This is a genomic window from Priestia sp. MDV22-iso46 (assembly GCF_058629175.1).
Genome location: NZ_JBZVWT010000003.1, coordinates 340,522 through 363,314, shown reverse-complemented (window position 1 = coordinate 363,314; position 22,793 = coordinate 340,522). Strand labels below are relative to the sequence as shown.

General features: G+C 41.0%; 23 protein-coding genes. 10 read left to right on the top strand and 13 right to left on the bottom strand.

The features are described from left to right. Nucleotides 1-77: 77 nt before the first annotated feature. From gltP to AC4NPH_RS19145, 4 genes are all read right to left on the bottom strand, one after another. Nucleotides 78-1,322, bottom strand: coding sequence for a glutamate-aspartate/proton symporter GltP (gene gltP / locus AC4NPH_RS19160; protein ID WP_013058003.1), 1,245 nt, complete (start codon nt 1,320-1,322; stop codon nt 78-80). Nucleotides 1,323-1,521: 199 nt separating this feature from the next. Further along, nucleotides 1,522-1,860 carry a zinc ribbon domain-containing protein YjdM gene (locus AC4NPH_RS19155; RefSeq protein ID WP_013058004.1) on the bottom strand — a complete coding sequence of 113 codons (339 nt, stop codon included), beginning with the start codon at nt 1,858-1,860 and terminating at the stop codon, nt 1,522-1,524. Between the two features lie 87 nt (nt 1,861-1,947). Then, the gene (locus tag AC4NPH_RS19150) at nt 1,948-2,148 is read right to left on the bottom strand and encodes a hypothetical protein (protein WP_013058005.1); all 201 of its coding nucleotides are present in this window, start codon (nt 2,146-2,148) and stop codon (nt 1,948-1,950) included. Between the two features lie 31 nt (nt 2,149-2,179). Next, complete coding sequence (locus tag AC4NPH_RS19145; protein WP_063672104.1) at nt 2,180-2,362, bottom strand: hypothetical protein; 183 nt, start codon at nt 2,360-2,362, stop codon at nt 2,180-2,182. Nucleotides 2,363-2,588: 226 nt separating this feature from the next. Between AC4NPH_RS19145 and AC4NPH_RS19140 the strand changes: the two genes are divergently transcribed. Next, entirely contained in the window at nt 2,589-2,900 is a 312-nt protein-coding gene (locus AC4NPH_RS19140) for a hypothetical protein (RefSeq protein WP_141480541.1), read from the top strand. Between the two features lie 55 nt (nt 2,901-2,955). On the opposite strand, the gene AC4NPH_RS19135 is transcribed toward AC4NPH_RS19140, so the two are convergent. From AC4NPH_RS19135 to ggt, 3 genes are all read right to left on the bottom strand, one after another. Beyond that, nucleotides 2,956-3,474: a hypothetical protein gene (locus AC4NPH_RS19135; protein ID WP_231101760.1), complete on the bottom strand. Its 519-nt coding sequence runs from the start codon at nt 3,472-3,474 to the stop codon at nt 2,956-2,958. Nucleotides 3,475-3,605: 131 nt separating this feature from the next. Continuing rightward, nucleotides 3,606-4,106, bottom strand: coding sequence for a CBO0543 family protein (locus tag AC4NPH_RS19130; protein WP_063672106.1), 501 nt, complete (start codon nt 4,104-4,106; stop codon nt 3,606-3,608). A gap of 297 nt (nt 4,107-4,403) precedes the next feature. Then, nucleotides 4,404-6,014 (bottom strand): gamma-glutamyltransferase, encoded by a 1,611-nt coding sequence (gene ggt / locus AC4NPH_RS19125; RefSeq protein WP_013058010.1) that lies wholly within the window; start codon nt 6,012-6,014, stop codon nt 4,404-4,406. Nucleotides 6,015-6,178: 164 nt separating this feature from the next. Here ggt and AC4NPH_RS19120 point away from each other — a divergent pair, with 164 nt between their 5' ends. Then, nucleotides 6,179-7,567 (top strand): alpha/beta fold hydrolase, encoded by a 1,389-nt coding sequence (locus AC4NPH_RS19120; protein ID WP_013058011.1) that lies wholly within the window; start codon nt 6,179-6,181, stop codon nt 7,565-7,567. A 34-nt stretch (nt 7,568-7,601) separates the two neighbouring features. Here AC4NPH_RS19120 and AC4NPH_RS19115 read toward each other — a convergent pair whose 3' ends face one another. Both AC4NPH_RS19115 and AC4NPH_RS19110 read right to left on the bottom strand, forming a co-directional pair. Continuing rightward, nucleotides 7,602-7,931 carry a 4Fe-4S dicluster domain-containing protein gene (locus tag AC4NPH_RS19115; protein WP_063672108.1) on the bottom strand — a complete coding sequence of 110 codons (330 nt, stop codon included), beginning with the start codon at nt 7,929-7,931 and terminating at the stop codon, nt 7,602-7,604. Continuing rightward, a complete protein-coding gene (locus AC4NPH_RS19110; protein WP_491938860.1) occupies nt 7,931-9,529 on the bottom strand; it encodes an FAD-dependent oxidoreductase in 1,599 nt (532 codons plus the stop codon). Before AC4NPH_RS19110 ends, AC4NPH_RS19115 begins: the two co-directional genes overlap by 1 nt. A 482-nt stretch (nt 9,530-10,011) precedes the next feature. Between AC4NPH_RS19110 and AC4NPH_RS19105 the strand changes: the two genes are divergently transcribed. From AC4NPH_RS19105 to AC4NPH_RS19085, 5 genes are all read left to right on the top strand, one after another. Next, complete coding sequence (locus AC4NPH_RS19105) at nt 10,012-10,800, top strand: ABC transporter permease subunit (RefSeq protein ID WP_013058014.1); 789 nt, start codon at nt 10,012-10,014, stop codon at nt 10,798-10,800. Between the two features lie 22 nt (nt 10,801-10,822). Beyond that, nucleotides 10,823-11,824 (top strand): taurine ABC transporter substrate-binding protein, encoded by a 1,002-nt coding sequence (locus tag AC4NPH_RS19100; protein WP_063672114.1) that lies wholly within the window; start codon nt 10,823-10,825, stop codon nt 11,822-11,824. Nucleotides 11,825-11,887: 63 nt separating this feature from the next. Further along, the gene (locus AC4NPH_RS19095) at nt 11,888-12,700 is read left to right on the top strand and encodes an ABC transporter ATP-binding protein (RefSeq protein ID WP_063672116.1); all 813 of its coding nucleotides are present in this window, start codon (nt 11,888-11,890) and stop codon (nt 12,698-12,700) included. Nucleotides 12,701-12,713: 13 nt separating this feature from the next. Continuing rightward, complete coding sequence (locus AC4NPH_RS19090; protein WP_063672118.1) at nt 12,714-13,649, top strand: TauD/TfdA dioxygenase family protein; 936 nt, start codon at nt 12,714-12,716, stop codon at nt 13,647-13,649. Between the two features lie 31 nt (nt 13,650-13,680). Next, entirely contained in the window at nt 13,681-15,108 is a 1,428-nt protein-coding gene (locus tag AC4NPH_RS19085; RefSeq protein ID WP_491938858.1) for an MFS transporter, read from the top strand. A gap of 101 nt (nt 15,109-15,209) precedes the next feature. Here AC4NPH_RS19085 and AC4NPH_RS19080 read toward each other — a convergent pair whose 3' ends face one another. Next, nucleotides 15,210-15,752, bottom strand: coding sequence for a GNAT family N-acetyltransferase (locus AC4NPH_RS19080; RefSeq protein ID WP_098314670.1), 543 nt, complete (start codon nt 15,750-15,752; stop codon nt 15,210-15,212). 95 nt (nt 15,753-15,847) lie between these two features. Here AC4NPH_RS19080 and AC4NPH_RS19075 point away from each other — a divergent pair, with 95 nt between their 5' ends. Beyond that, nucleotides 15,848-16,321 carry a hypothetical protein gene (locus tag AC4NPH_RS19075; RefSeq protein ID WP_223268997.1) on the top strand — a complete coding sequence of 158 codons (474 nt, stop codon included), beginning with the start codon at nt 15,848-15,850 and terminating at the stop codon, nt 16,319-16,321. Nucleotides 16,322-16,502: 181 nt separating this feature from the next. Here AC4NPH_RS19075 and AC4NPH_RS19070 read toward each other — a convergent pair whose 3' ends face one another. Both AC4NPH_RS19070 and AC4NPH_RS19065 read right to left on the bottom strand, forming a co-directional pair. Continuing rightward, entirely contained in the window at nt 16,503-17,687 is a 1,185-nt protein-coding gene (locus AC4NPH_RS19070; RefSeq protein ID WP_013058021.1) for a M20 family metallopeptidase, read from the bottom strand. After that, entirely contained in the window at nt 17,665-19,017 is a 1,353-nt protein-coding gene (locus AC4NPH_RS19065; protein WP_097812242.1) for an LLM class flavin-dependent oxidoreductase, read from the bottom strand. The genes AC4NPH_RS19070 and AC4NPH_RS19065 overlap by 23 nt, the downstream gene beginning before the upstream one ends. 446 nt (nt 19,018-19,463) lie before the next feature. Between AC4NPH_RS19065 and sfnG the strand changes: the two genes are divergently transcribed. Together sfnG and AC4NPH_RS19055 are read left to right on the top strand one after the other, a co-directional pair. After that, nucleotides 19,464-20,537 (top strand): dimethylsulfone monooxygenase SfnG, encoded by a 1,074-nt coding sequence (gene sfnG / locus AC4NPH_RS19060; RefSeq protein WP_013058023.1) that lies wholly within the window; start codon nt 19,464-19,466, stop codon nt 20,535-20,537. Between the two features lie 42 nt (nt 20,538-20,579). Then, nucleotides 20,580-21,800 carry an acyl-CoA dehydrogenase family protein gene (locus tag AC4NPH_RS19055; protein ID WP_013058024.1) on the top strand — a complete coding sequence of 407 codons (1,221 nt, stop codon included), beginning with the start codon at nt 20,580-20,582 and terminating at the stop codon, nt 21,798-21,800. A gap of 46 nt (nt 21,801-21,846) precedes the next feature. Here the strand turns inward: AC4NPH_RS19055 and AC4NPH_RS19050 are convergent, their stop codons facing one another. Continuing rightward, nucleotides 21,847-22,761, bottom strand: coding sequence for an NAD(P)-dependent alcohol dehydrogenase (locus AC4NPH_RS19050; protein WP_097812243.1), 915 nt, complete (start codon nt 22,759-22,761; stop codon nt 21,847-21,849). Nucleotides 22,762-22,793: the final 32 nt, after the last annotated feature.

The window sequence follows — 22,793 nt, the reverse complement described above, 5'->3', positions numbered from 1 at the left end:
AGTATGGAAAATCTAATCTGCCCCTTTGAAACTTTAACAAAAAACCCCCGCTCTATAGACTAAAGCGGAGGTTGGTTTTATAGAGATTCCGTGTGAGATCCGGGCGGGATTGGCGTTTGGGTGCGGAATACTTTTTCCCATTTCGAGACGACGATACAGGCAATGGCGTGGCCTGGGACGTTGACTCCTGTTCTGGCCATATCCATAATGCGGTCCACTCCTGCAATAATTGCCACTCCTTCAGCCGGCAGACCTACTGCGTTGGCTGTTGCTAAAAGCACGACAAGTGAACCTGACGGGACAGCCGCAATTCCTTTACTTGTCATCACCAGTATAAGCATCATAAATAATTGCTGAGATAATGGCATATCGATGTTAAAAGCCTGTGCTAAAAAGACGCATGAAACGGATAAATACAAAGTAGATCCATCACAGTTTAACGACAGGCCCGACGGAATAACGAACGACACGACTCGCTTAGGACATCCGTACCTTTCCATCCGCTCCATCAGCTGTGGCAGCACCGTTTCTGTACTTGTTGTGGAAAACGCGATAAGAAACAAATCCCAAATCATTTTGAATACTTCAAAGTAGTTGAATTTGAATAAAAACCCAACAAGTGGAAATAAAACAAATAAAATAATAAAAAGACCTAAAAAGACGGTTCCAATTAGCTTTAGCATTGGAAGCAGAAGTGCAATGCCGTATTGCCCTACAGATGCAGCCATTAGCGCTAGTACACCAAGAGGCGCTGTGACCATAACAATTTGCGTTAATTTAAACATAATCTTAGCCGTAGATTCAAAAAATTTCATTGCAGGTTCGGATGCTTTACCAACTCCTGAAGCGGCAACACCGAATAAAATAGCAAAGAAAATCACGGCTAGCAAATCATTTTTTGCCATCACATCTACGATATTTGTTGGAATGATGTTCAAAATCATTTGTTTAAAGTCTACGACTTTGTCGGTGTACTGGGACAATTCACCAATATCTTTTTTAACAAGATGAGAAAGATCGAGGCCTACTCCGGGCTTTAGCAAATTCACTAACAGCAGCCCAATTCCTAATACGATGGTAGTAATGATTTCAAACCAAATAATCGTCTTTAACCCTAGACTCCCCATTTGCTTCATACTGCCGCTTCCCGCAGCACCTATGACGATGGTTGAAAAGACAATCGGCACCACAATCATTTTAATGAGGCGGATAAACCCGTCTCCTACCGGCCTTAAAGCCATTCCGAAATCCGGAAAAAAGTGCCCGATGACAGCTCCGATTACTAATGCAATTAAAATTTGAAACGCTAAAAACTTTTTCACATTTCTCCCTCCCCTTTGACTTCATGAAACGGACAACCGTTCCATTAATATCCAAATTTCATACACTTTATGTAAGTTCGGGACATTGGGCTAAATTCCTTCTAAAATAGACAAAATGGTCTATATATTTCACCTTACCCGTTAAAATGCATAAAAAAAAGTCAGGATGAAAGTCTTCTTCATCCTGACTTTTTTATCGTTATGCTTTTTTCACAAACTGAGATTTTAAGCTCATCGCTCCAAATCCGTCAATTTTGCAGTCGATGTTATGATCGCCTTCTACTAAACGAATGCTTTTTACTTTCGTACCGATTTTTACAACCGATGAGCTTCCTTTTACTTTTAAGTCTTTGATGACGGTAACTGAATCTCCGTCTTTTAAAAGATTACCGTTTGCATCTTTTACAGTAAGCTGCTCTTCCGTGCTTTCTGTTTTTTCATCTTGTCCCCATTCATGCGCACATTCCGGGCAGACAAACAGGCTTCCATCTTCATATGTATACTGTGATTGACAGCTTGGACAATTAGGTACATTCATTTTCTTTTCCTCCACCAGCTCGTAAACAATAGTACGGTCACGAGATTACATTTTTTATCTGTTTTATACTGTCACAGTTTTATAGAATTAACAAGCTTTTCTATTTCCTTGCTGCTGATGTTTTCTTTTCCAAATAAGTGAGCCGATAAACAGAACAAAACCCGCTCCAAAGACAAGAAGCTGATCTAAATAAAGGTCACCTGTTTTTACATACCGTATAATAAATAATCCTCCAAACATGAGCATCAGCATACATGAAAACCGAGTGAGGTATGAATTGATTTCCATCTTTCATTCCTCCTTTTTGTAAGACTTTTTGTTACGAAAAAAACACGAACCATATGCCGAATGTAACCGCATATAACGGTAAAATGACGGCTAGTTTTTGCTTCCACCCTTTAAAAAAAGAAGAATTACGAGGCGCAAACCAAAGCTCTAACGTGCCGTATAACAAAAATGCCCCCGCTGCTAGTATCGCAATCACAGTCTCTCCTAACTCCATACACACTCCTCACTTTTATTCTACGCACTTGAAGCTAAGCGCAGCGTATATAGTAAGTCTCATCATTATAAAAGAGCTTATAATCGTGATGCATACGAACTTTGAATACTTTTTCAATCATACATTTATTACCATTATATCATAATAAAAGCATTTTTGAGACTTTTTATAAATGTAAATTATTGTATAATGAAAAGTAGACAAAGAGAAAAAAGGGAGGGATTTTTTGAAGAAAACTCAGCTTGTTTTTGTTATTCCCCTGCTTATTGAAGCTGGATTAACCTATGCGTGCTCATCTTTTTTGTCTATTCGCTTTATTGCGCTTATGTTTTTTAGCGGACTTTTGTTTTCAGTTTTGACTTTTTGGTTTTCAAGCAGCGGAAGCAACAGCGCTCATTCTCACTATAAAACTCATTCCATGAGGCTAATGTCTGGAGCCAATATCGAACATAATCCGTTTCGTTTGCGCTGGACGGCTTATTTTCTTGCTTCTTTAAGCTTTACCGGAGTGGGCCTGATTTTTTTATTCTGCTGCTGACGGACGTTATTCCTCCAGTAAGCTAAAAAACCTGCTCTTTACAGAGAGCAGGAACTTACGAGAACAGCTTGAGAAGCAGGCATTTTCGCTTTACTTTATTCGCAACAGCTTGAGTCACATGATCTTTTAAAGGCCGAGTCAATATTCGTTTCAGCGGATGTTTTAGCATCCGTTTGCTCACTGGAACTTTAAAGATAACGCTGAGGACCACTGTTGCTAAAACCGAAAGCAGCAAGACCGCAAAAGGCTTTTTTTGAAACCATCTCGAGAAGATAAGCATCATTATGTAAATAAGTGCTGACCACCCTAAATGCCAGCCGTGCCTAAAGGTAATGGCTTTACACCTGAGTCCAATCCATTCTACAAATGAAGCTGTACATACCCATTTTGCGATATACTTCACCTGTTTGACGAGTGTGGGCGGATACGTAGCTAAAAACGACCAAATCATAAGAGGTGTAATGAAGATAAGGTGCAGCACGCGCAGTTCTTTTAGTGAAAGATGGGAAGATTTAAAATCCCAAAGCAATTTATCGTTACAGAGAAAGTAATAAAGAATATTAAAAAAACTCACGTATAATCCCCCAGCATAAAGCTCGTGAATTTTTTTCCACGTTTTCTTTTGGATATTTTGAAAAATCAGCCATAGAAGGATAGAAATATGCACCTTTGTTCACCTCTCTAACATCGTTTTTAGAACCTCTGTTATTGTATTTTTATTTCTTCCTGCTTCTTTTCAACTTTTCGAATCCATCCAATCAGCATTCGATTAAGATACGATTTTAACGTCACGCTAGCAATGGTGTGGTACCACATCCAGCCAGTTTTCCATTCGATAAGCTTCGTTCGTTTTTCAGCCCATAATTCAATAAAAAACATCGGGATCGTAAAAAGCATAATTTTATATAAAACTTTTAACCCTTTATCGTAATACGTAGCTTGATTAATCATGACGGATATCATAGGATACAGCAAAAAATCGAACAACACGTTAATTCTAAACTGTTTTTTCAATAAGCGAGTTGGATATCGAAGAAGGCCGTGAGTTATAATAAATTTATCAATAATACCATTTGTCAAGGCGTTAAATACATAGGCCAGCAGCCAGTCTTTAATCGGTGGTTTTCTAAATAAAAAAGGGAGAATCCCCAGGGCGATAAGTAGTATTACACGTAAAAATTTCACTTCAAACTTTTTATTTCTCATCACCTTTTCGCTCCTTTCACCAAGTGTTGTTAGCCTACCTTCATGTCAGTTGGCAGCTTGAGACGGCTGTTCTCACCACGCTCAATTATTGCTTATGTTAATTTATAAAGATACGCAGCAGCGTCTAATGTAAATTTCCCGTACATAACCCCTAAGTTCACGTTATCCATACATACGTAAATGTTTGTTTTAGTTTTAAGTTCTTTGAAGAGATTTATACATGTGGTTGAGACATGAAAAAAGCCCAACTCTAATCAGTACGGGCTTCTTCCTCCACCTATTGTGTTTTTTTAAACGTTACCATCCAGCTACAAATCCATCCGTTCGTGATTCACTTCCTCCGCATAGCACGCCGCTTTCAGGATCTCTCCAAATAATCTGTCCGCGCCCAAATGCCATTGAATCCACGGCTACTTCAATTTTATGTCCTTTTCGTTCAAGCGCTTGTGCCACGTGGGATGGAAAAGCCGGCTCAATAAGCACCGTTTTATCTTTTTTCCACTGCCATCTTGGCGCGTCTAAAGCGGCTTGAGGATGAAGATGAAAGTCAATTGTATTCATGACAACTTGCATATGTCCCTGCGGCTGCATAAAGCCTCCCATCACGCCAAACGGTCCTACGGGCTCATTATTTTTGGTGAGAAACCCTGGAATAATGGTATGAAACGTTTTTTTATTAGGAGCAAGACAGTTATCGTGATCAGGATCCATTGAAAAATTGTGGCCGCGGTTTTGCAAGGCAATTCCCGTTTCTGGCACAACGATTCCAGAACCAAAGCCCATATAATTACTTTGAATAAATGAAACCATGTTTCCTTCTTCATCAGCAGTTGCTAAATACACTGTTCCGCTTCCAACAGGTTCTCCCGCTTCAGGCTGCAGGGAATGTTCTTTTATAAGGCTTCGACGATAGCTTGCATATGTATCAGACAGAAGCTCACTAACAGACACGCTCATTTTTGCTTCTTCCGTAATGTATTTTTCCCCGTCCGCAAACGCAAGCTTTATCGCTTCTATTTGTTTATGATACGTATCCACAGCATCTTTTTCTTGAAGCTCAAAACCTTTTACGATATTTAATGCCATTAACGCAATAAGCCCCTGACCATTCGGAGGAATTTCCCACACATCATATCCACGGTAGTGAGCGGAAATCGGGTTCACCCACTCAGGCTCATAAGCAGCCAAATCTTCTTTTGATAAAAAGCCGCCGTGTTTTTTACTGAATGCATCAATACGATCCGCAAGCTCGCCTTTATAAAACGCTTCTGCATTTGTTTCGCCAATGAGCTGAAGCGTACGGGCATGGTGGATGGATGACCACATTTCTCCTGCTTTTGGTGCTCGTCCATTTGGGGCAAACGTTTGAAACCATGACTCAAGTTCTTCGCTTGTATGTATTCGTTTGAACGTATCGTACGCTTGTTTCCATTGTTTCGTGAGAGTAGGCGCTAGCGGAAATCCTTCTTTGGCGTACTGAATAGCAGGCTGCAGTACTTGAGAAAGAGGCAGTTTGCCAAATCGCTTCGATAAAGCAGCCCAAGCAGCCGGAGCACCGGGAACCGTAACGGGAATCATTCCGTACTTAGGAATATCTCTGTATCCTTTTTCCTTTAATGCATCAATGGAAATAGACTGAGGAGAAGGGCCGCTAGCATTCAGTCCGTACAGCTGATCATTGGTCCAAACAAGCGCAAATGCGTCTCCTCCGATTCCATTTGACGCGGGCTCTAACACTGTGAGGCTTGCAGCTGTCGCGATTGCTGCATCAATTGCATTGCCGCCTTTTTTTAAGATATCAAGGCCTGCCTGCGCTGCAAGCGGCTGAGATGTAGCTACCATTCCTTTTTTAGCATAGACGGGAACTCGGGATGATGGATATGGATGATAATGCGGATCATAGTTCATAAAAGCGCCTCCTTTTTTAGATATTTAAATTTTCTAAATAATATAACTTCTTTATTTTACCATATTCATAACGCATCGGCTTTTTTTATCTTAGAATGACATGACTCTTTTTACCTAAAATTGGTATACTGATAGAGTACAAGAATCGCCAAGGAGGATGATGTATGAAAAAAGTAAAAGCTGCCCTTCCACTCGCTGTTTCTTTAGCACTCGGGCTTCAAGTACTCCCTATGTCCACTTCATCTGTTCAAGCTGAAGCAGTGGCAAATGCGGCTCATCATTCAGCAAAAATTGAAGTCAAACGAGCAAACGCATTTTTAACGAATGTAGCGAACGGCAAAGCAAAAGAAGCTAAGCGCTACTTTTCCCGCAGCCTGCAGTCCAAAATGAGTGAAGACAACATAAAAACATGGTGGTCAGCTCTAACGGCTCAGTTTGGTTCTGTAAAAAAGATTGGTATATCTGTACAAGGTGAGGTCAATACCGTTCATAGAAATATAGAAATTCCAATTGAATTTGAACACGTATCAGCTACTTTAACCGTTCGATTTAGTCAAAATCGGCAAATTGATGATTGGCGAATCGTACCGGAGGAGCGCCAGTTTTCGTTTTCTACACCGCCTTATGACATCCCTAAGAATTACAGTGAAAAACAGCTTTCAATCGGCAAAGCACCTTACGAACTTCCAGCAACGCTCACTCTTCCAACACGCTCAAAGCATCAAAATGTACCCGTTGTCATTTTAGTTCATGGATCAGGTCCTTCTGATCAAGATGAAACGTTTATGAGCTTAAAGCCGTTTCGAGATCTTGCTTCAGGACTCGCTTCTCAAGGAATCGCCGTTTTACGCTACAACAAGCGTACATACGAACATGCAGCTAAAATGTCCGGTGAAAGTAAAATAAACGTCGACAATGAAACAACGGATGATGCCGTACTCGCAGTCAAAGCAATGGCGAAACAAAAAGGCATCGACAGCCGCAATATTTTTATACTAGGACACAGTCAAGGCGGCATGATGATGCCCAGGATTTTAAATCACACGCCAGATAAAAGCGTGCGCGGCTCTATTTTACTTGCTGCACCGAGCCGCACACTTCCAGAGTTAATGCTTGAACAATTTGCCTATCTTGTATCGCTGAATCAGCTTCCGAAAGAGCAGCTTGCTTTTTTCCAACAGCAGTTTGCCATTTTACAAGATCCAAGCTTTTCACCAGCTCAGCCGCCAAAAGAATTCCTGCTTGGCACGCCTTATTTTTGGTATGACTTAGCTCACTGGCAACCTGCAGAAGTCGCAAAATCTCAGGATACGCCTCTGCTTTTTTTACAAGGAGCGCGTGATTATCAAGTAACGACGGAAGATTTTGAAGGCTGGAAACAAAGCTTATCTCAGCGTTCTAACACTTCTTTTAAGCTTTATCCAATGCTCAACCACTTTTTCACAGAAGGAACTGGTGAAAAAAGCACGCCCGATGAATATGCTGTTTCAGCCAACATTCCTTCTTATGTCATTGATGATATTGTCAAATGGGTTCGTGAAACGCAAAAGTAAAGAAAAAAGAGCGGCTTTGCCCGCTCTTTTTTCTTTATTTCTTATTTAAGATGATATGTGACTGATCGGAAGAAGCGGTGGATTTTCTTCCTTTTCCCCAGCCTACAGCTTCCCGGTAACTTCCAAGCAGATGCTGGTTTATTACATGCCGTTCGTTTACTTCTACAGTTTGTTCAGCTAAAGGCGTCACATATAAAGCATCTACCGGACAGTACAGTTCACACATAAAGCAAGTTTGACAATCGGATTGACGAGCTATGGAAGGAGCACCTCCCATTCGAGAGCGGTCAAAGACATTTGTTGGACAAACGGATACACAAAGATTGCAGTTAATACATCGGTCTTCACTAAGAAGCTCGATCATTAAATAACCCCCTTTACGTGATTAGAAGATTTTGTACCTAAGGGTCTCGCCCAGACTTCCTGTACGCCTCCGCTTAGAATACGGTAGTGTTGCTTGGAATCCATAAACGGAAAATCGTCACGCCGGTGCATTCCTCGCGTTTCTTTTCTTTCTAATGCACTTGTATACATCCATCGCGCCGTTGCCGTCATGGCCGCAAGCTCTCGACTTTTCACGATGTTTCTTTCTTTATCATAAACTCCGTTTTTCAACTCATTCCACACTGCATTTAACCTCATAAGTGAATCTTGCAGTCTTACTTCTGAACGGAACCAGTTTCGATCATATGGAAAGACCTCGCGTTGAACTGATGCTATCATTTCTTTCGTATCAGCTGCATCAGAAGAAGCTACTGACTTTGTGATTCCTGACGCTTCTGATAAGCCTTTGGCATGTCGATTTGCGGCATTTCGCCCTTGCTTAACAACAAATGCTGCCGCTGCTTTTCCTGACCAGCAGCCTGAAGAGATAGCCCACGCTGCATTATGGCTGCCTCCTCCGGTAAATCCTCCGCAAATTAATTCGCGCGTTGCCGCATCTCCGGCTGCATATAAACCTGGAATGTCGGTTCTGCACGTTTCATCTGCAATGTGAATACCTCCTGTTCCTCTAACGGTTCCTTCAAAGCGCAAGGTGATTGGAAACATTTGAGTAAAAGGATTTATATGAAGACGATCAAATGATAAAAAGAAATTTGGCTGTGATAAGCGCATGGCTTTTTGAATACGTTCATCCGCTTTGTCCAGCCTTGCATAAACGGGCTGGGTCATTAACGTTCTGGCAATGATGGAACGTCCTTTATGAGAACCGGCTCCTTCAATCACTGTACCGTCTTCATAATAAAATGTAGCCCATTTATAAAATGCAGATTTTGTGATTGGAGAAAAAGCTGGCGAAATCGAATAAGCATTTGAAAACTCCATGCCGGAAAGCGCCGCACCTGCTTCTGTAGCTAATAAGTAACCGTCTCCTGTTAAAACATTTGTACCGAGTGCTCCGCTTAGAAATGCACACCCTCCCGTTGCAATCACAACCGCAGCAGCCTCCACTCTCCAAGTTTCTTGCGTTTGATTATTGATTCCGCAAGCGCCTGCGACACCGTGTTCATCTGCAAGAAGCTCCAGTGCCGGGCTATGGTCCAAAATCTGAACCCCTGCTTTTTGAAGCTGCCGCCGCATTAACCTCATATATTCAGGCCCTTGAAGCGTCGTTCTCTGAGAAATCCCTTTTTCGTCTACTGGAAACGGATAGCCAAAATGAGCTAATTCATTTACTTGTTCAAACGTACAATCAAGCACTCGTTTCATCCAGCTTCTTTCGGCTAAATATCCCCCAAGCGCTTCCCTGCTTTTCATTGCTTTCATCTGTTCATCAGAAGTAGGCTTTACATACCAAACTCCTGTACCAGAAGGCGCAGTTGCTCCGCTCGTTCCGCAATATCCTTTATCAACAAGTACAGCTTTTGCACCTTCTTTAACTGCTTGCAGAGCTGCCCATGCACCAGCAGGGCCTCCTCCAATAATTAATACATCAGTATGAAAATGAAAGTCGGCAGTCATATACGGATCCCCCTCTTAAAATGTTTACGCTCTCAAAAACCTTATTAAGAAAAACCTTACTTATTATCCACTCGACTATTTTCCTCATCGCTAAATCTATACCAACTATTCTGTTCCAGAATTCAACTCTTCCATAATACCCATTCAATATAAAAAGGAGACCAGTCCATTTGTTTCACCACAATGGTCTGGCCTCCAGTTGCCTAGTAGGCGCGTTTTTTCGTACAGCATCACTAATACCAAGTAATTCACTTTGTTTAATTATATATTAAAAGTTTATGCTAGGATTGTCAATGATTATGTTATTCTTAGAATTTATTTCGATTATTTTTATCTCTTATTGACAACTCTATGAATTTTTTGGTAAATTAATCTCACTAAACATATAGGATTTAAAAACCTACCAGTCAACTGGAGGCTCTCATTCTTTTTAAAAGATGAGAGTCTTTTTTGTTTAGAAAAACTTAAAAAGGAGGGATAAAGTGAAAAACACGTTGGTGGCAACTAAATCATTTAAAGTAAAAGGACTATCTTTTCTGAGTGTACTTATGATCCTCCTGCTTTGGACGCTTTTAAGTACACTTAAATGGGTAGATCCAATTTTTCTACCTACGCCTCAGAGCGTTTTGCATTCATTTATTAGTTTAGTAGTAGAAGGATACAAAGGAACATCTCTTGTTACTCACTTGTCTGCAAGCTTGTATAGGTTATTTACAGCCTTGCTGCTTGCTTTGCTTACAGCTATTCCGCTTGGGATTATATGTGGCTACTCTAAATACATACTGGCAATTTTTGATCCAATTATTGAATTTTATCGTCCGCTTCCTCCGTTAGCTTACTATGCACTTCTTGTTTTATGGTTAGGAATTGATGAAGGATCTAAAGTAGCACTACTGTTTTTAAGTGCCTTCGCTCCACTATTTATCGCAACAGTTGCAAGCGTACAACGCGTACCGCAGGACCGAATTAACGGGGCACTAACATTAGGTGCATCAAAGTTTAATGTATTTATTCACATCATTCTTCCATCTGCTCTGCCGGATATTGTGACAGGACTACGCACGTCCATTGGAATCACCTATGCAACGTTAGTCGCTGCTGAAATGGTTGCAGCTACTTCAGGAATTGGCTGGATGGTACTTGATGCAAGCAAATATATGCGAAGTGATATTGTCTTTGTGGGCATTATTATCATGGGTCTAATCGCTATACTTATTGATAGCATTATTCGCTTTTACCAACGCTTAGCCTTTTCGTGGGTAGGAAAATAGAGCTTACTTAGGAGGAACATGGATGAAAAAAGGAATACTTGGTTTATTGCTATGCTTTATATTAGTCGTTTCCGGCTGTTCAAGCACTACATCTGGTTCTGAAAATGATGTACCGAAAGAAATACGTTTAGGCTATCAAGCTTCACCTAATGGAGAATTGTTAGCAAAAGCCCGTGGCTCATTAGAAAAGAAATATCCAGAAACTCAAATTAAATGGATTAAATTTGAGTCAGGCCGAGATATCAACAATGCCATTGCGGGAGGAAGCATTGATTTTGGACTCGTTGGAACACCGCCCGGCGCAATAGGAGTGGCTAATAAACTTCCTTACAAAGTGTATTATTTACATGATATTATCGGCGAAAGTGAAGCCTTAGTAGTAAAAAAAGGTGCGGACATAAAATCTTTAGAGGATTTAAAAGGAAAAAAAATTGCCACTACTTTTAGTTCAACGGCCCACTACAGCTTACTAAGTGCGTTAAAAAACAAAAACATTGATCTTAAAAAAGAAAATATCACACTATTAGACATGCAGTCTCCCGATATTTTAGCCGCTTGGAATCGCGGTGATATTGACGGTGCGTATGTATGGCAGCCTCTGCAAACAAATTTAATTCATGCTGACGGAAACGTGTTCATTTCATCCAAAGAAGTAGCCAAGCAAGGAAGCATTACAGGAGAATTTGGAATTGTTCATGAGGATTTCGCTAAAAAATATCCGAATATTGTGAAAGGATATATTTCGATCTTAAATGAATCCGTTAACTATTATCACAAAAATCCAGAAAAATCAGCAGAACTATTGGCTAAAGAATTGAACTTAACACCAAAACAAAGCTTAAAAACGATGCAGCAGCTAACCTGGCTAAATAAATCAGATCAAAAAGCATACTTTCAATCTAATGGTAAGTTGGCGCATGTGTTAAAAGATACAGGAGATTTTCTAGAAGCTCAAAAAGATATTCCTTCTTCTCCCGATTTAAAAACGTATCAACAAGCACTGCTAAATAATTTTTCTAAATAGTAGCGGGAAGTATCTCTTGCGGTCAGTCGAGGGATACTTTCTCGGTCAAAAGGAGTGATACATTTGAAAACTAGTGTTGCTGTTGAAGAAAGACCTAAACGTGTCCATAAGCCTAAAGTCGTCGATGTAAAAAGCGTTGATTTCGCTTATGCTCAAACAAAACGTGAGCATCTCATACTACAAAATATTAATCTTTCTTTATATGAGCATGAGCTTGTTTGTGTATTAGGGCCATCTGGATGTGGCAAATCTTCACTTTTAAATATTCTAGCAGGCTTCCAACATCCTACAACAGGTACAGTCATGATTCATGGAGATGAACAGACCAAGCCTAATCCAGACGTTGGCGTTGTTTTTCAGCATCCTAATCTATTTCCCTGGCTGACTATTGAAAAAAACATTGAATTTGGATTGAAGATGCAAAAAGTCGCCAAAGAAGAACGTAAACAGCTTGTTGCAAATTACCTGCAGCTGGTTGATCTAACGTCTGCTTCTAAAAAACTTCCCCATCAGTTGTCAGGAGGAATGAAGCAGCGAGCAGCCATTGCTCGAACACTCGCGACAGACCCTAAAGTTATTTTAATGGATGAGCCTTTTAGTGCTCTTGATGCGCTAACGCGGGAAGCGATGCAGCAACATTTATTAACCATTTGGAACCAAACAAAAAAGTGCATCTTTTTTATTACTCATGATGTAGAAGAAGCTCTTAAACTCGCAACTCGAATCATTGTGATGCACCCAAAGCCCGGAAGAGTCGTCTTAGATACGCAAAATCCATTACAGTCGGGACGTTACGAAGAAGGAACTTTTCAATATCACGAAAAGTTCATGGAACTGCGACAGTTTTTCATTTCAAAGATAAGAGAACAAGCATAAGGAGATGAACACAGTGTCTAATAATCTTTCTAGCTACCCAAGGCCTCTTCAGTTTTTTAACCGCGAGGTAAAAGAAGGTCCTCGTTTGTTAAAACGGTTGCCAGATGGTGTTGAAGAAAAGCCTTATACTTTCTTTTCCATCAAGCCCCTCACACCGATTATCGGTGCTGAAATCGAAGGTCTAGATTTATCCAAGCCTCTTGCAAAAGAAGTGCAAGAAGAATTAAATCGGGCTTTTTTAGAATGGAAAGTGCTTTTTTTTCGCAATCAAGAAATTACAAGCGAACAACATCTTGCTTTTGCAAAGCTATGGGGAGATCTTGAAGTACACCCTTTTTACAAACCTGCTTCACAAGAGCAAGCGAAAGAAATTGTACAATTCTCTAGAAATCAGAAACAAGGAGGATCTGAAAATGTTTGGCATGCAGACGTCACATTCCGCGAAAGCCCTGCTAAAGCTTCAGTACTTCGATTAATTGAAGTGCCTCCTGTGGGCGGCGATACGCTTTGGGCAGATATGGCTGCAGCATATGACAACTTGCCTGAGTCCATAAAAAAACAAATTGAACATTTGAAGGCTATTCATGACTTCACTCCTTCTTTTGCTCATTTATTACAACCAGATGAACTGAAGGCTTTTCAACGAGAGTTTCCAGCGGTTGAACATCCTATTGTACGTACTCACCCTGAAACAGGTCGTAAAACGCTTTTTGTCAATTCATCCTTTACTACTCATGTTGTAGGTTTAGAACATTCTGAAGGCGAACAGTTACTTCAATCTTTGTTTAGGCAAGCTCATGTTCCAGAATACCAAGTACGGTTTCGTTGGGAAGTAAATTCAATTGCCTTTTGGGATAACCGTGCAACACAGCATTATGCTGTATCGGACTATTATCCTCATATCCGAAAAGCTGAGCGCGCGGCTATTATTGGCGATCGTCCTTTTTAACATTCGTTATATGCAGATTGGAGGTTAAGAAATGGGAAGCAGCAACACACACGTAATTCAATCGCGTCAAGACATTATCAACTTTGTTAATTCAAATCCAGTTACGTCTAAAAGCTGGAAAATCATTTTGGTAGCTTTAGGCGGCATTTTTGTCGACGCCTATGACTTTACCAGTCTCGGAATTGGAGCTGATCAATTAAAGGAACAATTTAACCTTTCTCCTGCGGGTCTTGGAAGCCTCACCGCTATTATGGCCTTTGGCGCTTTGTTAGGGGCTACTGTAGGAGGATATTACACCGACAAATTCGGCCGCAACAAAATGTTTTTAATTGATTTATTTTTTATGGTGTTCGCAGCTCTTGGCGCTGCTTTAGCGACTGATCTAGTTTGGTTATTTATCTTTCGGTTTTTAATGGGTGTAGGTGTAGGGCTAGATGTTCCGGTAGCGCTCAGCTTTATTGCGGAGTTCAGCAATTTAAAGAAAAAAGGTCAATACGTGAACTTGTGGTGTCCCCTGTGGTACGTGGCCGCAACTGTTACTGGACTTGTTGTTCTGCCTTTTTATCTGCTCGGGCAGCATGAGGATATTTGGCGCTGGTCAGTAGGATTTGGAGCTGTTGCTGCACTAATCGTGCTAATTTTGCGCTACCGCTACATGGATGAAAGCCCGATGTGGGCCGCTCATCACCTTCCCCTTAAAGAAGCTGTCAAGGTATTAGAGAAAACCTATGACATACAAGTCACGGTGGCTAAAAATGCAAAAGAAGAACCATTATCTCGTTCAAAAAAACTGTCTTATAAAGCTATTTTCCAAGGAAAGTATCGGGCTCGGACATTTCTAGCTTCCATCATTACGGCTACTCAAAGTATGCAGTACTTTGCCGTTGGCTTCTATATCCCAACCATTTCCACGCTTATTTTTGGCAAAGGAATGATTTATGCAATTATCGGTACTCTTTTCTTTAATTTATTTGGTATTATTGGCGGCTTTACACAATCAAGGCTAACTGAACAAGTCGGCATAAGAAAACTTGCCATTACAGGGTATACCATTTGCTCTTTAAGCTTAGTCCTGATGGGGCTCACAGGCGATACACATTTTATTGCGCTGCCGATTTTATTTATTGCTTTATTTATTTTTGGTCAATCTTTTGGCCCCGGAGCGCAAGGAATGACAATGGCCACTCTTTCTTACCCGACTGAACTGAGAGGACTGGGCTCTGGATGGGGGCAAGGAACAACGCGTATCGGCAGTATTTTAGGTTTTTACTTATTTCCGGTTGTCCTTTCAATTGGCGGGATCTATACGACGTTTCTCGTCCTTACAATCGTTCCCGTTATTGGTCTGGTCGCGACACTCCTTATTAAGTGGGAGCCTATTGGTACAGATGTCGAAAAAGAAGAACAAGGATTTGAAATCAATAAAAGCTTTAGTAAAAAAAGTGAGGTCTATCACTAACTATCATTCTAGTAAAACAGGCGAAACGCAAAACACCTTCAAGCACATTAGCCTTGAAGGTGTTTTTTCTTTAAAAATCGATAAAAAACCCTCGCAAAAGACTATGCAAAGCGCCCCATCACTACTGTGTTATAGAACTTGCCGTCAGACAGCAGCTTGTCATTTTTTAATACCCCTTCTATTTCAAACCCGAACTTTGTATATAAATCAATCGCTTTTTTGTTGGTCTCTAGCACATTCAGCGTCATTTTCTTCATGCCCGCGCTATCTGCCCATAATATAGACTGCTGTAAAAGCTCTTTGCCAATTCCGTATCCCCAACGTTCTTGTGCGATGCACACGCCAAACTCTACTTTGTGGGCAAATCGTTTCAACTCATTACCTTCGCACCTTGAAAATCCGACAATTTCATTATGTACAACCGCTACTAAAAATAAGTTTCGTTTACTTTCCGTGTCACGACTAATAAGCTCTTCAAAGTCCCCTTTATTCATATACCCTTCTCCTGGTTCACGATCTAAGTTTTCCGTTTCTCCGTCTAGCTGAACTCTTAGGTGAGACAATTCATCTGCATCGCTAGTGGCAGCTGAGCGAATGATGTACTGAAGTCCTTTTACATTATAGATTCGCTGGTTGATGACCATCGTATTCCCCCTCAAACGTCTTTATTTCAATAAATCTATCAACTGAATTTAATTTCCTTTAATATAAATATTATACATACAGAGATGAAAGAGAGTTGAACAAATTGCTCTGGTTACTGCTTTTGATCCTATACGGCATTTACAAGTTCTATAAATCAAGAAGACCCCTAACGAAGTTTGACCATTTTTATGAGAAAGCGTTTGAGCTAGAAGAAAAAAAGCGCTATGAAGATGCCCTTGATATACGCAACCAAGGGATTGAACTCCATACCCTTACCAATTTAGAACGAGCAGATTTACATTTAGCAAATGGGCGTATGCTTTTAAAACTAAAGCAATACGAAAAAGCAACGAAACACTACGACGCCTCATTTAAACTAGCAAAATATGAAGAATTCCCTTACTCAGAAGGATTCGACGAAGTCATTGAAGCCTACTTGTATGCAGGGCGTAAAGAAGATGCGCTGATAATAACCAACGACATGTTAAAACGGCAAAGCTATGATCAAAAATTTAAAAAGCTAGAGTCTTTAAAAGAAAAGCTTCTTTCATATGAAGACTCATGGTAAAATTAAACAAATGAAAGCGTATTATTAAGGGCGACTGAGGTGCACGTAATGGTCATAACCGTTATTGTAGGAGTGCTGGGTTTGATTGGTTTAATTGCAGCAGGATTTGCGACGAATTATAAGGATACGAAATAAGAATACATAAAAAAGAACAAGAACCTATTTGGTTCTTGTTCTTTTTTTAACGAGCCAATAGCTTTTCTGTTATGCGCAAAAACATCTTTACTCCAATTTCAAGCGAGTCTTCATCTACCGTAAACTTCGGATGATGATGAGGGTATACGATGCCCTGTTCTTCATTTCGTGCTCCGATGTTAAAAAATGCTCCTTCCGTTTCCTGCAGATAAGCTGAAAAATCTTCTCCTCCCATTTTAGGAGACAGCGTCTTTACACGTTCTTCTCCATATTCTTCGATAGCTGTTTCTTCAATTAACCTTGTAATTTCTTCAGAATTAATGACGGGATGATACCCTTTTTCATACGTAAACGTGTACTCTGCACCGTAGGCTTCTGTTAGTCCTTTTACAATTCGATCAATTTGTGCCGGAACTTTTTCTCGCAGAGCTGCGTCAAAGCTGCGAACGGTACCGTTAAGCTCCACTTTATCAGGAAGTACATTGTGCGTAGTTCCTCCGTGAAATTGTGTAACCGATACGACTAATTTATCAATTGGATTGGTCGTTCTTGAAACAATCGTTTGAAGGTTCGTCACAATTTGCGCTCCTACAACAATAGCATCAACTGCTTCGTGAGGCGCTGCGGCGTGTCCTCCTTTTCCTTTAATCGATATATTAAACGTGTCAGGCGAAGCCATCATAGGACCTGCAAGCACGCCGATTTCTCCGATGGGAAGACCAGAATTCAAATGCGTGCCAATTACGTAATCCACACCTTCCATCGCGCCTTCTTTAACAAGCTCCTGTGCCCCTCCTGGCAGCAGCTCTTCTGCGTGTTGAAAAATCAAGCGGATTTCTCCTTTAAATTCATCTCCTAACTGAGAAAGAACAGAAGCTACTCCTAATAAAATAGCCGTATGACCGTCATGTCCGCATGCATGCATCACGCCTTTATGAACCGAGGCAAATGCAAACGTGTTTTCTTCTTCAATCGGCAGCGCGTCCATATCCGCCCGGATCGCAACCACTTTTCCCTCTTCTTTTCCTATTAATCTAGCCACCACGCTTGTTGGGGTAGGACGAGTAATGATAAAGCTTCCAAACGAACGAAGCGTATCTTCAACAAACTGAGACGTTCGGTGTTCTTGAAACGATAATTCAGGATAGCGATGAAAATGTCTTCTCCACTCAATTACCTGCTTTTTTAAGCTTTCTGTGACGCTGTATTCACTGATTAATTTGACTGTCATACACATACTCCTCCTTTGTTTGACTATATCGATTGGCTGGAACGGAAAGGTTCAAATTTCCGCGCAGCGTATCGCTTTTATAAGAAGTATCGTAAAGCCCACGCTCTTGTAAAATAGGCACCACTTTTTCCACAAACTGATGAAACGTATCGCTCATAAACGGGCGAAGCACAAATCCATCCGCTGCTTCTTGCTCATGCCATTTTTGCATTTCATTCGCTACATGCTCCGGCGTCCCTGAAAACGGCGAACGCGGTAAAACCGTTTCAAGTGCCACTTGTCTTAACGTTAACTTCCTAGCAGCTGCCGCTTGTTTAATTTTATTTGTAGTGCTCTGAAACGCATTTGCTCCTATATCCCCTAACTCTGGAAACGGTGCGTTTACGTCAAATTGATGAAAATCATAATCATCAAAAAAACGGGCTAAATATGTAATGGCATGATCGATTGGAATTAAAGCGGCAAGCTCTTGATATCTTCTTTCTACATCTTCCTCGCTATCTCCTATAATTAAATCAATACTTGGAAAAATGAGAAGTTCTTCAGGGGTTCTGCCGTGATCTCTTGCTCTATTTTTCATATCTTGATAGAATGCCTGCGCTTCTTCTAGTGTATGTGCATTGGTGTAAATCGCATCCGCATTTTCTGCGCCAAATCCTCTTCCTCTTTCTGATGAACCCGCTTGAAACACAACCGGATGTCCCTGCTTTGAACGAGCAATATTTAACGGCCCTTGAACTTGAAAGTGCTTGCCTTTAAATCCAAGAGTATGCATTTTCTTTGGATCAAAAAACTGACCGGTTTCTTTTTGATAGGTAAAAGCATCATCTTCCCACGAATCCCACAGCCCTTTTACTACGTCGAGATGCTCTTTTGCTATTTCGTATCGCTCGCTGTGAAGAGGAAGATATCCTCTGCTGTGATTGCGCGCTGCCCCTTCTTGTGGAGAAGTGACTAAGTTCCATCCCGCTCGCCCACCGCTGATATGATCAAGAGACATCAGCTGACGAGCGATGGTAAAAGGCTCACTGAAACTTGTTGAAACCGTCCCAACTAAACCGATGTGATTCGTAGAAGCAGCAATAGCTGACAGCAGCGTAATGGGCTCAAAACGATTTAAAAAGTGAGGAATGGACTTTTCTGATATTGCTAACCCATCCGCAATAAAGACAAAGCTGAACAGTCCTTTTTCCAATATACGCGCTTGCCTCTTGTAAAACTCAATATTAATGCTCGCATCAGGCTCTACGTCCGGATGTCTCCATCCATCCGTCGTATTTCCAAGTCCTTTAATATTTGCTCCTAGCTTCAGCTTTCTTTTTTCACTCAACGTATACTTCCTCCTTTTTACGACAAATAAAAAAGAGATGCTTTGATTGTTCAAAGCATCTCCAGTCGTCTGGTCGATCGTTTTTAAACGGCTATTTATTTAGAAAAAATAGATGTTTATTTCTCATTAGTTTAACATATTTGAATAGTATACTCACTATCCCTATAAGTCAAGTTTGTTTTTGGTTAAAATAGATGATCTCTTCCTTCTTTAGTTAAACTTAATTACGATTTCATTCTTTTTAAATTTCTTAAAACTCACTTTGACTATCGGAATAACCGGTGATATAACTATATGTACATTCAGCATCCGTACCGCCTGTCAGGCTACTGAAGGCTCTTATCTTCTCTTCAACTTGAAGCGAGATAAGAGCCTTTGGCATTTAAGGAGATGAATGTTTTACCCAGCTCATTTATTTTCACTACTTAACTAAGGAGGCGTTACATATGAGTTTGCAATTTGCTTATTGGGCCCCGAACGTAAGCGGAGGCCTTGTCATTTCCAACATTCCTCAAAAAACAGAGTGGTCATTTGAAGCAAACAGCCGGTATGCGCAAATTGCCGAGCAGGTGGGCTTTGATTATGTTCTCTTGCAAACTAGATTTTTTGCAAGCTACGGAGCTGAAAATCAACTAGAAGCTGCGACTCTCGCTTCTGCACTGGCTGCCACTACTAAAAAAATCAACATTATTACAGCGGTTCTTCCGGGGCTATGGCATCCCGGCGTATTTGCTAAAATCATTTCGACTATTGATCATATCAGCAGCGGACGCGTCTCTGTGAACGTTGTAAGCGGCTGGTTTAAAGGCGAATTTAACGGCTACGGCGAACCATGGCTAGATCATGACGAGCGCTACCGCCGTTCTGAAGAATTTATTAACGTGCTTCGAGAACTATGGAAAAACGAAACGACTACGTTCAAAGGAGACTTTTACCGATTAAATGACGCACCGCTAAAACCAAAGCCTCTTCAGCCGCCAAAAGTATTTCAAGGAGGAAACTCTAAAGCCGCCCGTGAAATGGCAGGCCGAGTATCAGACGTTTATTTCATGAACGGCAACTCGATTGAAAACTTAAAAAACCAAATTGAAGATGTAAAAGCAAACGCAAACGGCCGTGATATTCAATTCGGCGTGAACGGGTTTGTCATTGTCCGTGAAACAGAAGAAAAAGCAAAACAAGTGCTAAAAGAAATTGTTCTACAAGCGGATAAAGAAGCCGTTGAAGGGTTTGAAAGTCAAGTGAAATTCGCGGGCAAAGCTTCTCCTCAAGGTGAAGGCATGTGGGCAAACTCTTCATTTGAAAACTTAGTTCAGTACAATGATGGCTTTCGAACTGGCCTTATCGGAACAGCCGAACAAGTCGCCAATCAAATTATCGAACTGAAAAAAATCGGCGTGGACATTATTTTGACAGGCTTTTTACATTATGAAGAAGAAATCAAAACGTTTGGCGAAACCATCATTCCGCTCGTAAGACAAAAAGAACAGGAACTAAAAGAAAAAGCGGGCGCATTGTAAATAGTTTATCGTAACAAACATTAAAATTTTTGGAGGTATGTTATGTCAGTCGAAATTTCTGCACGTCCTGTATACAATCAATCAACGCGCGCTTATTACGCGTCCATCCGCGAGAAAATCGCTTCTCTTGTAGATGAAGTGATCCGGCCTAATGCAGCCCTTACAGATGAAGAAGGCGTTTTTCCACGAGAAAATTTAGAAGCGCTTATTAAAGCAGGCTGGGGAAATATTCTTGTACCAAAAGCATACAGCGGCTTAGAACTTGATCACGTGGCTTTTGCGATTGTAGCTGAAGAAATTGCAAAAGCCTGTGCTTCTACTGCTTTAGTTTACGTGATGCATGTCGGAGCGATTCAAACTATCACGCTGTACGGAAATGACGATCAAAAGAAACGTTGGTTACAACCAATTGACCAAGGGCTGATTGGTACGTACTCTACAAGTGAAAAAGCCTCAGGAGGACACTGGTGGTACAACTTCAGTCAAGCGCAGCGAAATGACGAAGATTATGTAGTTAATGCTGACAAATCATTTACTACGAGCGCCGGGCAAGCTGATTTTTATGTCGTTCAAACACGCAGCCCTGAAGCACAAGAAGCAACGGATATTAGCTTTTTTATTGTAGATGGAAAATCAGACGGCATCACCGCAAGTCCATGGGAAGCGCTGGGCGTTCGCGGTAATCACAGCGGTCCGATTTCTTATAAAAATGTACACGTGCCAAAAGAAGATCTTCTAGGCAGTGAAGAAACAGGGAAAGAAATCGTCTTAAACGGCGTTTCCCCTATTTATTTAATTGGCCTTGGTTCTGCTTGGCTTGGAGTAGCGGAACATGCGCTAGAGCTTGCGGTTAACCATGCAACGCGAACGATTCACCGCGATTTTAATAACCAGCTTAGCGACTATCAAGTCATTCGCCAGCAGATTGCTGAAGCAAAAGTCCTCATTGAAAGCACAAAACCATGGCAAATTGACTTGGCAGAACAGCTTGATATTTTACAAGCTGAACAAAAAGCACAAGGTGTCCTTACCCTCCCGCTGACTGAATTTAAAGTGCACGCTTCAGAAGTAGCCAACAAAGCAACGCGAATTGCATTGGATGTAAGCGGCGGATACGGCTATAAAAAAGGCCCTATTGAACGTTTGTTCCGAGATGCCAGAGCGGGCATTGCTATGGGCCCTTCTAATAATATTGCCAGAGAATGGATCGGAAAGAACCTTGTAGGGCTTCCTCTTGAACTTTGGATTAAAGGCGGAGAGTAAAGTTTAATATCATAAAAAAGAGGATCTTTTATAGAGATTCTCTTTTTTACTTTTTTAACGTAACGACTACGCTCCCTATCTTATGTCCGGTTTCTACATACTCATGAGCTTCTGGAACTTGTTCTAAAGAGTAGCATCTATCAATCACTGATTTAATCTGCCCTTCTTCTATCAGCTTTTTAAGAAGTAATAAATCTTTCGTCTGCACTTTGGCAATTCCTTGCCCTTCGACCGAAACAAAGCGTCCATTTAAGGCTAACGCTGCCTTGCACTGATTTTTTGTGATTTTTCCAACGGCATCAAAGATAAGATCGTATTTTTCTTGTTTTTCAGTAAAATCTTCGTTTTGGTAGTCGATGACGCGGTCTGCTCCTAAAGACTTTACTAGTTCACTATTTTTAGCACTGCACACGCCTGTCACTTCAGCTCCGTAATAGCTAGCAAGCTGTACAGCGGCAGTTCCTACGGCACCTGAAGCACCGTAGATAAGCACTTTTTGCCCGGTTTGAATGGTTCCTTTTCTAAAAAAATGCAGAGCCGTCGTGCCGCCGAAAGAAATAGAGGCGGCTTCTTCATAGGTTACATTCTCTGGCTTTACGGCTATTGTCCCCTTTTCTGGTAAGCAGATATATTCCGCATATCCTCCGAACTTCATACCTGTCATTGCAAACAGCTGGTCGCCTTTTTTGAACCGCGTTACGTTCTTTCCGACGTCTTCTACTTCTCCGGCCAGCTCTACACCTAGTATTGATTTTCTAGGCTTCCGTAATCCTAAAACTATTCGCATTGGAAGCCACAACAGCAGTGGACTATTAAAGCTCCTCACTCTGCAGTCGCCCGATGTGACCGTGGTGGCATAAATTTTTATCAGTATTTCATTCTCTTTTGGAATAGGCTTTTCCACTTCTTGAAGCTGAAGAACATCTGGTTTACCATACTTTGTACATACCATTGCTTTCATAACAGCTCTCCTTTTCTCGCTAGAGTTCAATA

Coding starts and splice junctions, on each gene's coding strand:
- AC4NPH_RS19145 (WP_063672104.1), bottom strand. CDS start 2,362: ATGGAGTTAGGAGAGACTGTGATTGCGATACTAGCAGCGGGGGCATTT.
- AC4NPH_RS19080 (WP_098314670.1), bottom strand. CDS start 15,752: ATGGTCATCAACCAGCGAATCTATAATGTAAAAGGACTTCAGTACATC.
- AC4NPH_RS19050 (WP_097812243.1), bottom strand. CDS start 22,761: ATGAAAGCAATGGTATGTACAAAGTATGGTAAACCAGATGTTCTTCAG.
- AC4NPH_RS19100 (WP_063672114.1), top strand. CDS start 10,823: ATGAAAAAAGGAATACTTGGTTTATTGCTATGCTTTATATTAGTCGTT.
- AC4NPH_RS19055 (WP_013058024.1), top strand. CDS start 20,580: ATGTCAGTCGAAATTTCTGCACGTCCTGTATACAATCAATCAACGCGC.
- AC4NPH_RS19070 (WP_013058021.1), bottom strand. CDS start 17,687: ATGACAGTCAAATTAATCAGTGAATACAGCGTCACAGAAAGCTTAAAA.
- AC4NPH_RS19110 (WP_491938860.1), bottom strand. CDS start 9,529: ATGACTGCCGACTTTCATTTTCATACTGATGTATTAATTATTGGAGGA.
- AC4NPH_RS19130 (WP_063672106.1), bottom strand. CDS start 4,106: ATGAGAAATAAAAAGTTTGAAGTGAAATTTTTACGTGTAATACTACTT.
- ggt (WP_013058010.1), bottom strand. CDS start 6,014: ATGAACTATGATCCGCATTATCATCCATATCCATCATCCCGAGTTCCC.
- AC4NPH_RS19150 (WP_013058005.1), bottom strand. CDS start 2,148: ATGGAAATCAATTCATACCTCACTCGGTTTTCATGTATGCTGATGCTC.
- AC4NPH_RS19155 (WP_013058004.1), bottom strand. CDS start 1,860: ATGAATGTACCTAATTGTCCAAGCTGTCAATCACAGTATACATATGAA.
- sfnG (WP_013058023.1), top strand. CDS start 19,464: ATGAGTTTGCAATTTGCTTATTGGGCCCCGAACGTAAGCGGAGGCCTT.
- AC4NPH_RS19120 (WP_013058011.1), top strand. CDS start 6,179: ATGAAAAAAGTAAAAGCTGCCCTTCCACTCGCTGTTTCTTTAGCACTC.
- AC4NPH_RS19085 (WP_491938858.1), top strand. CDS start 13,681: ATGGGAAGCAGCAACACACACGTAATTCAATCGCGTCAAGACATTATC.
- AC4NPH_RS19115 (WP_063672108.1), bottom strand. CDS start 7,931: ATGATCGAGCTTCTTAGTGAAGACCGATGTATTAACTGCAATCTTTGT.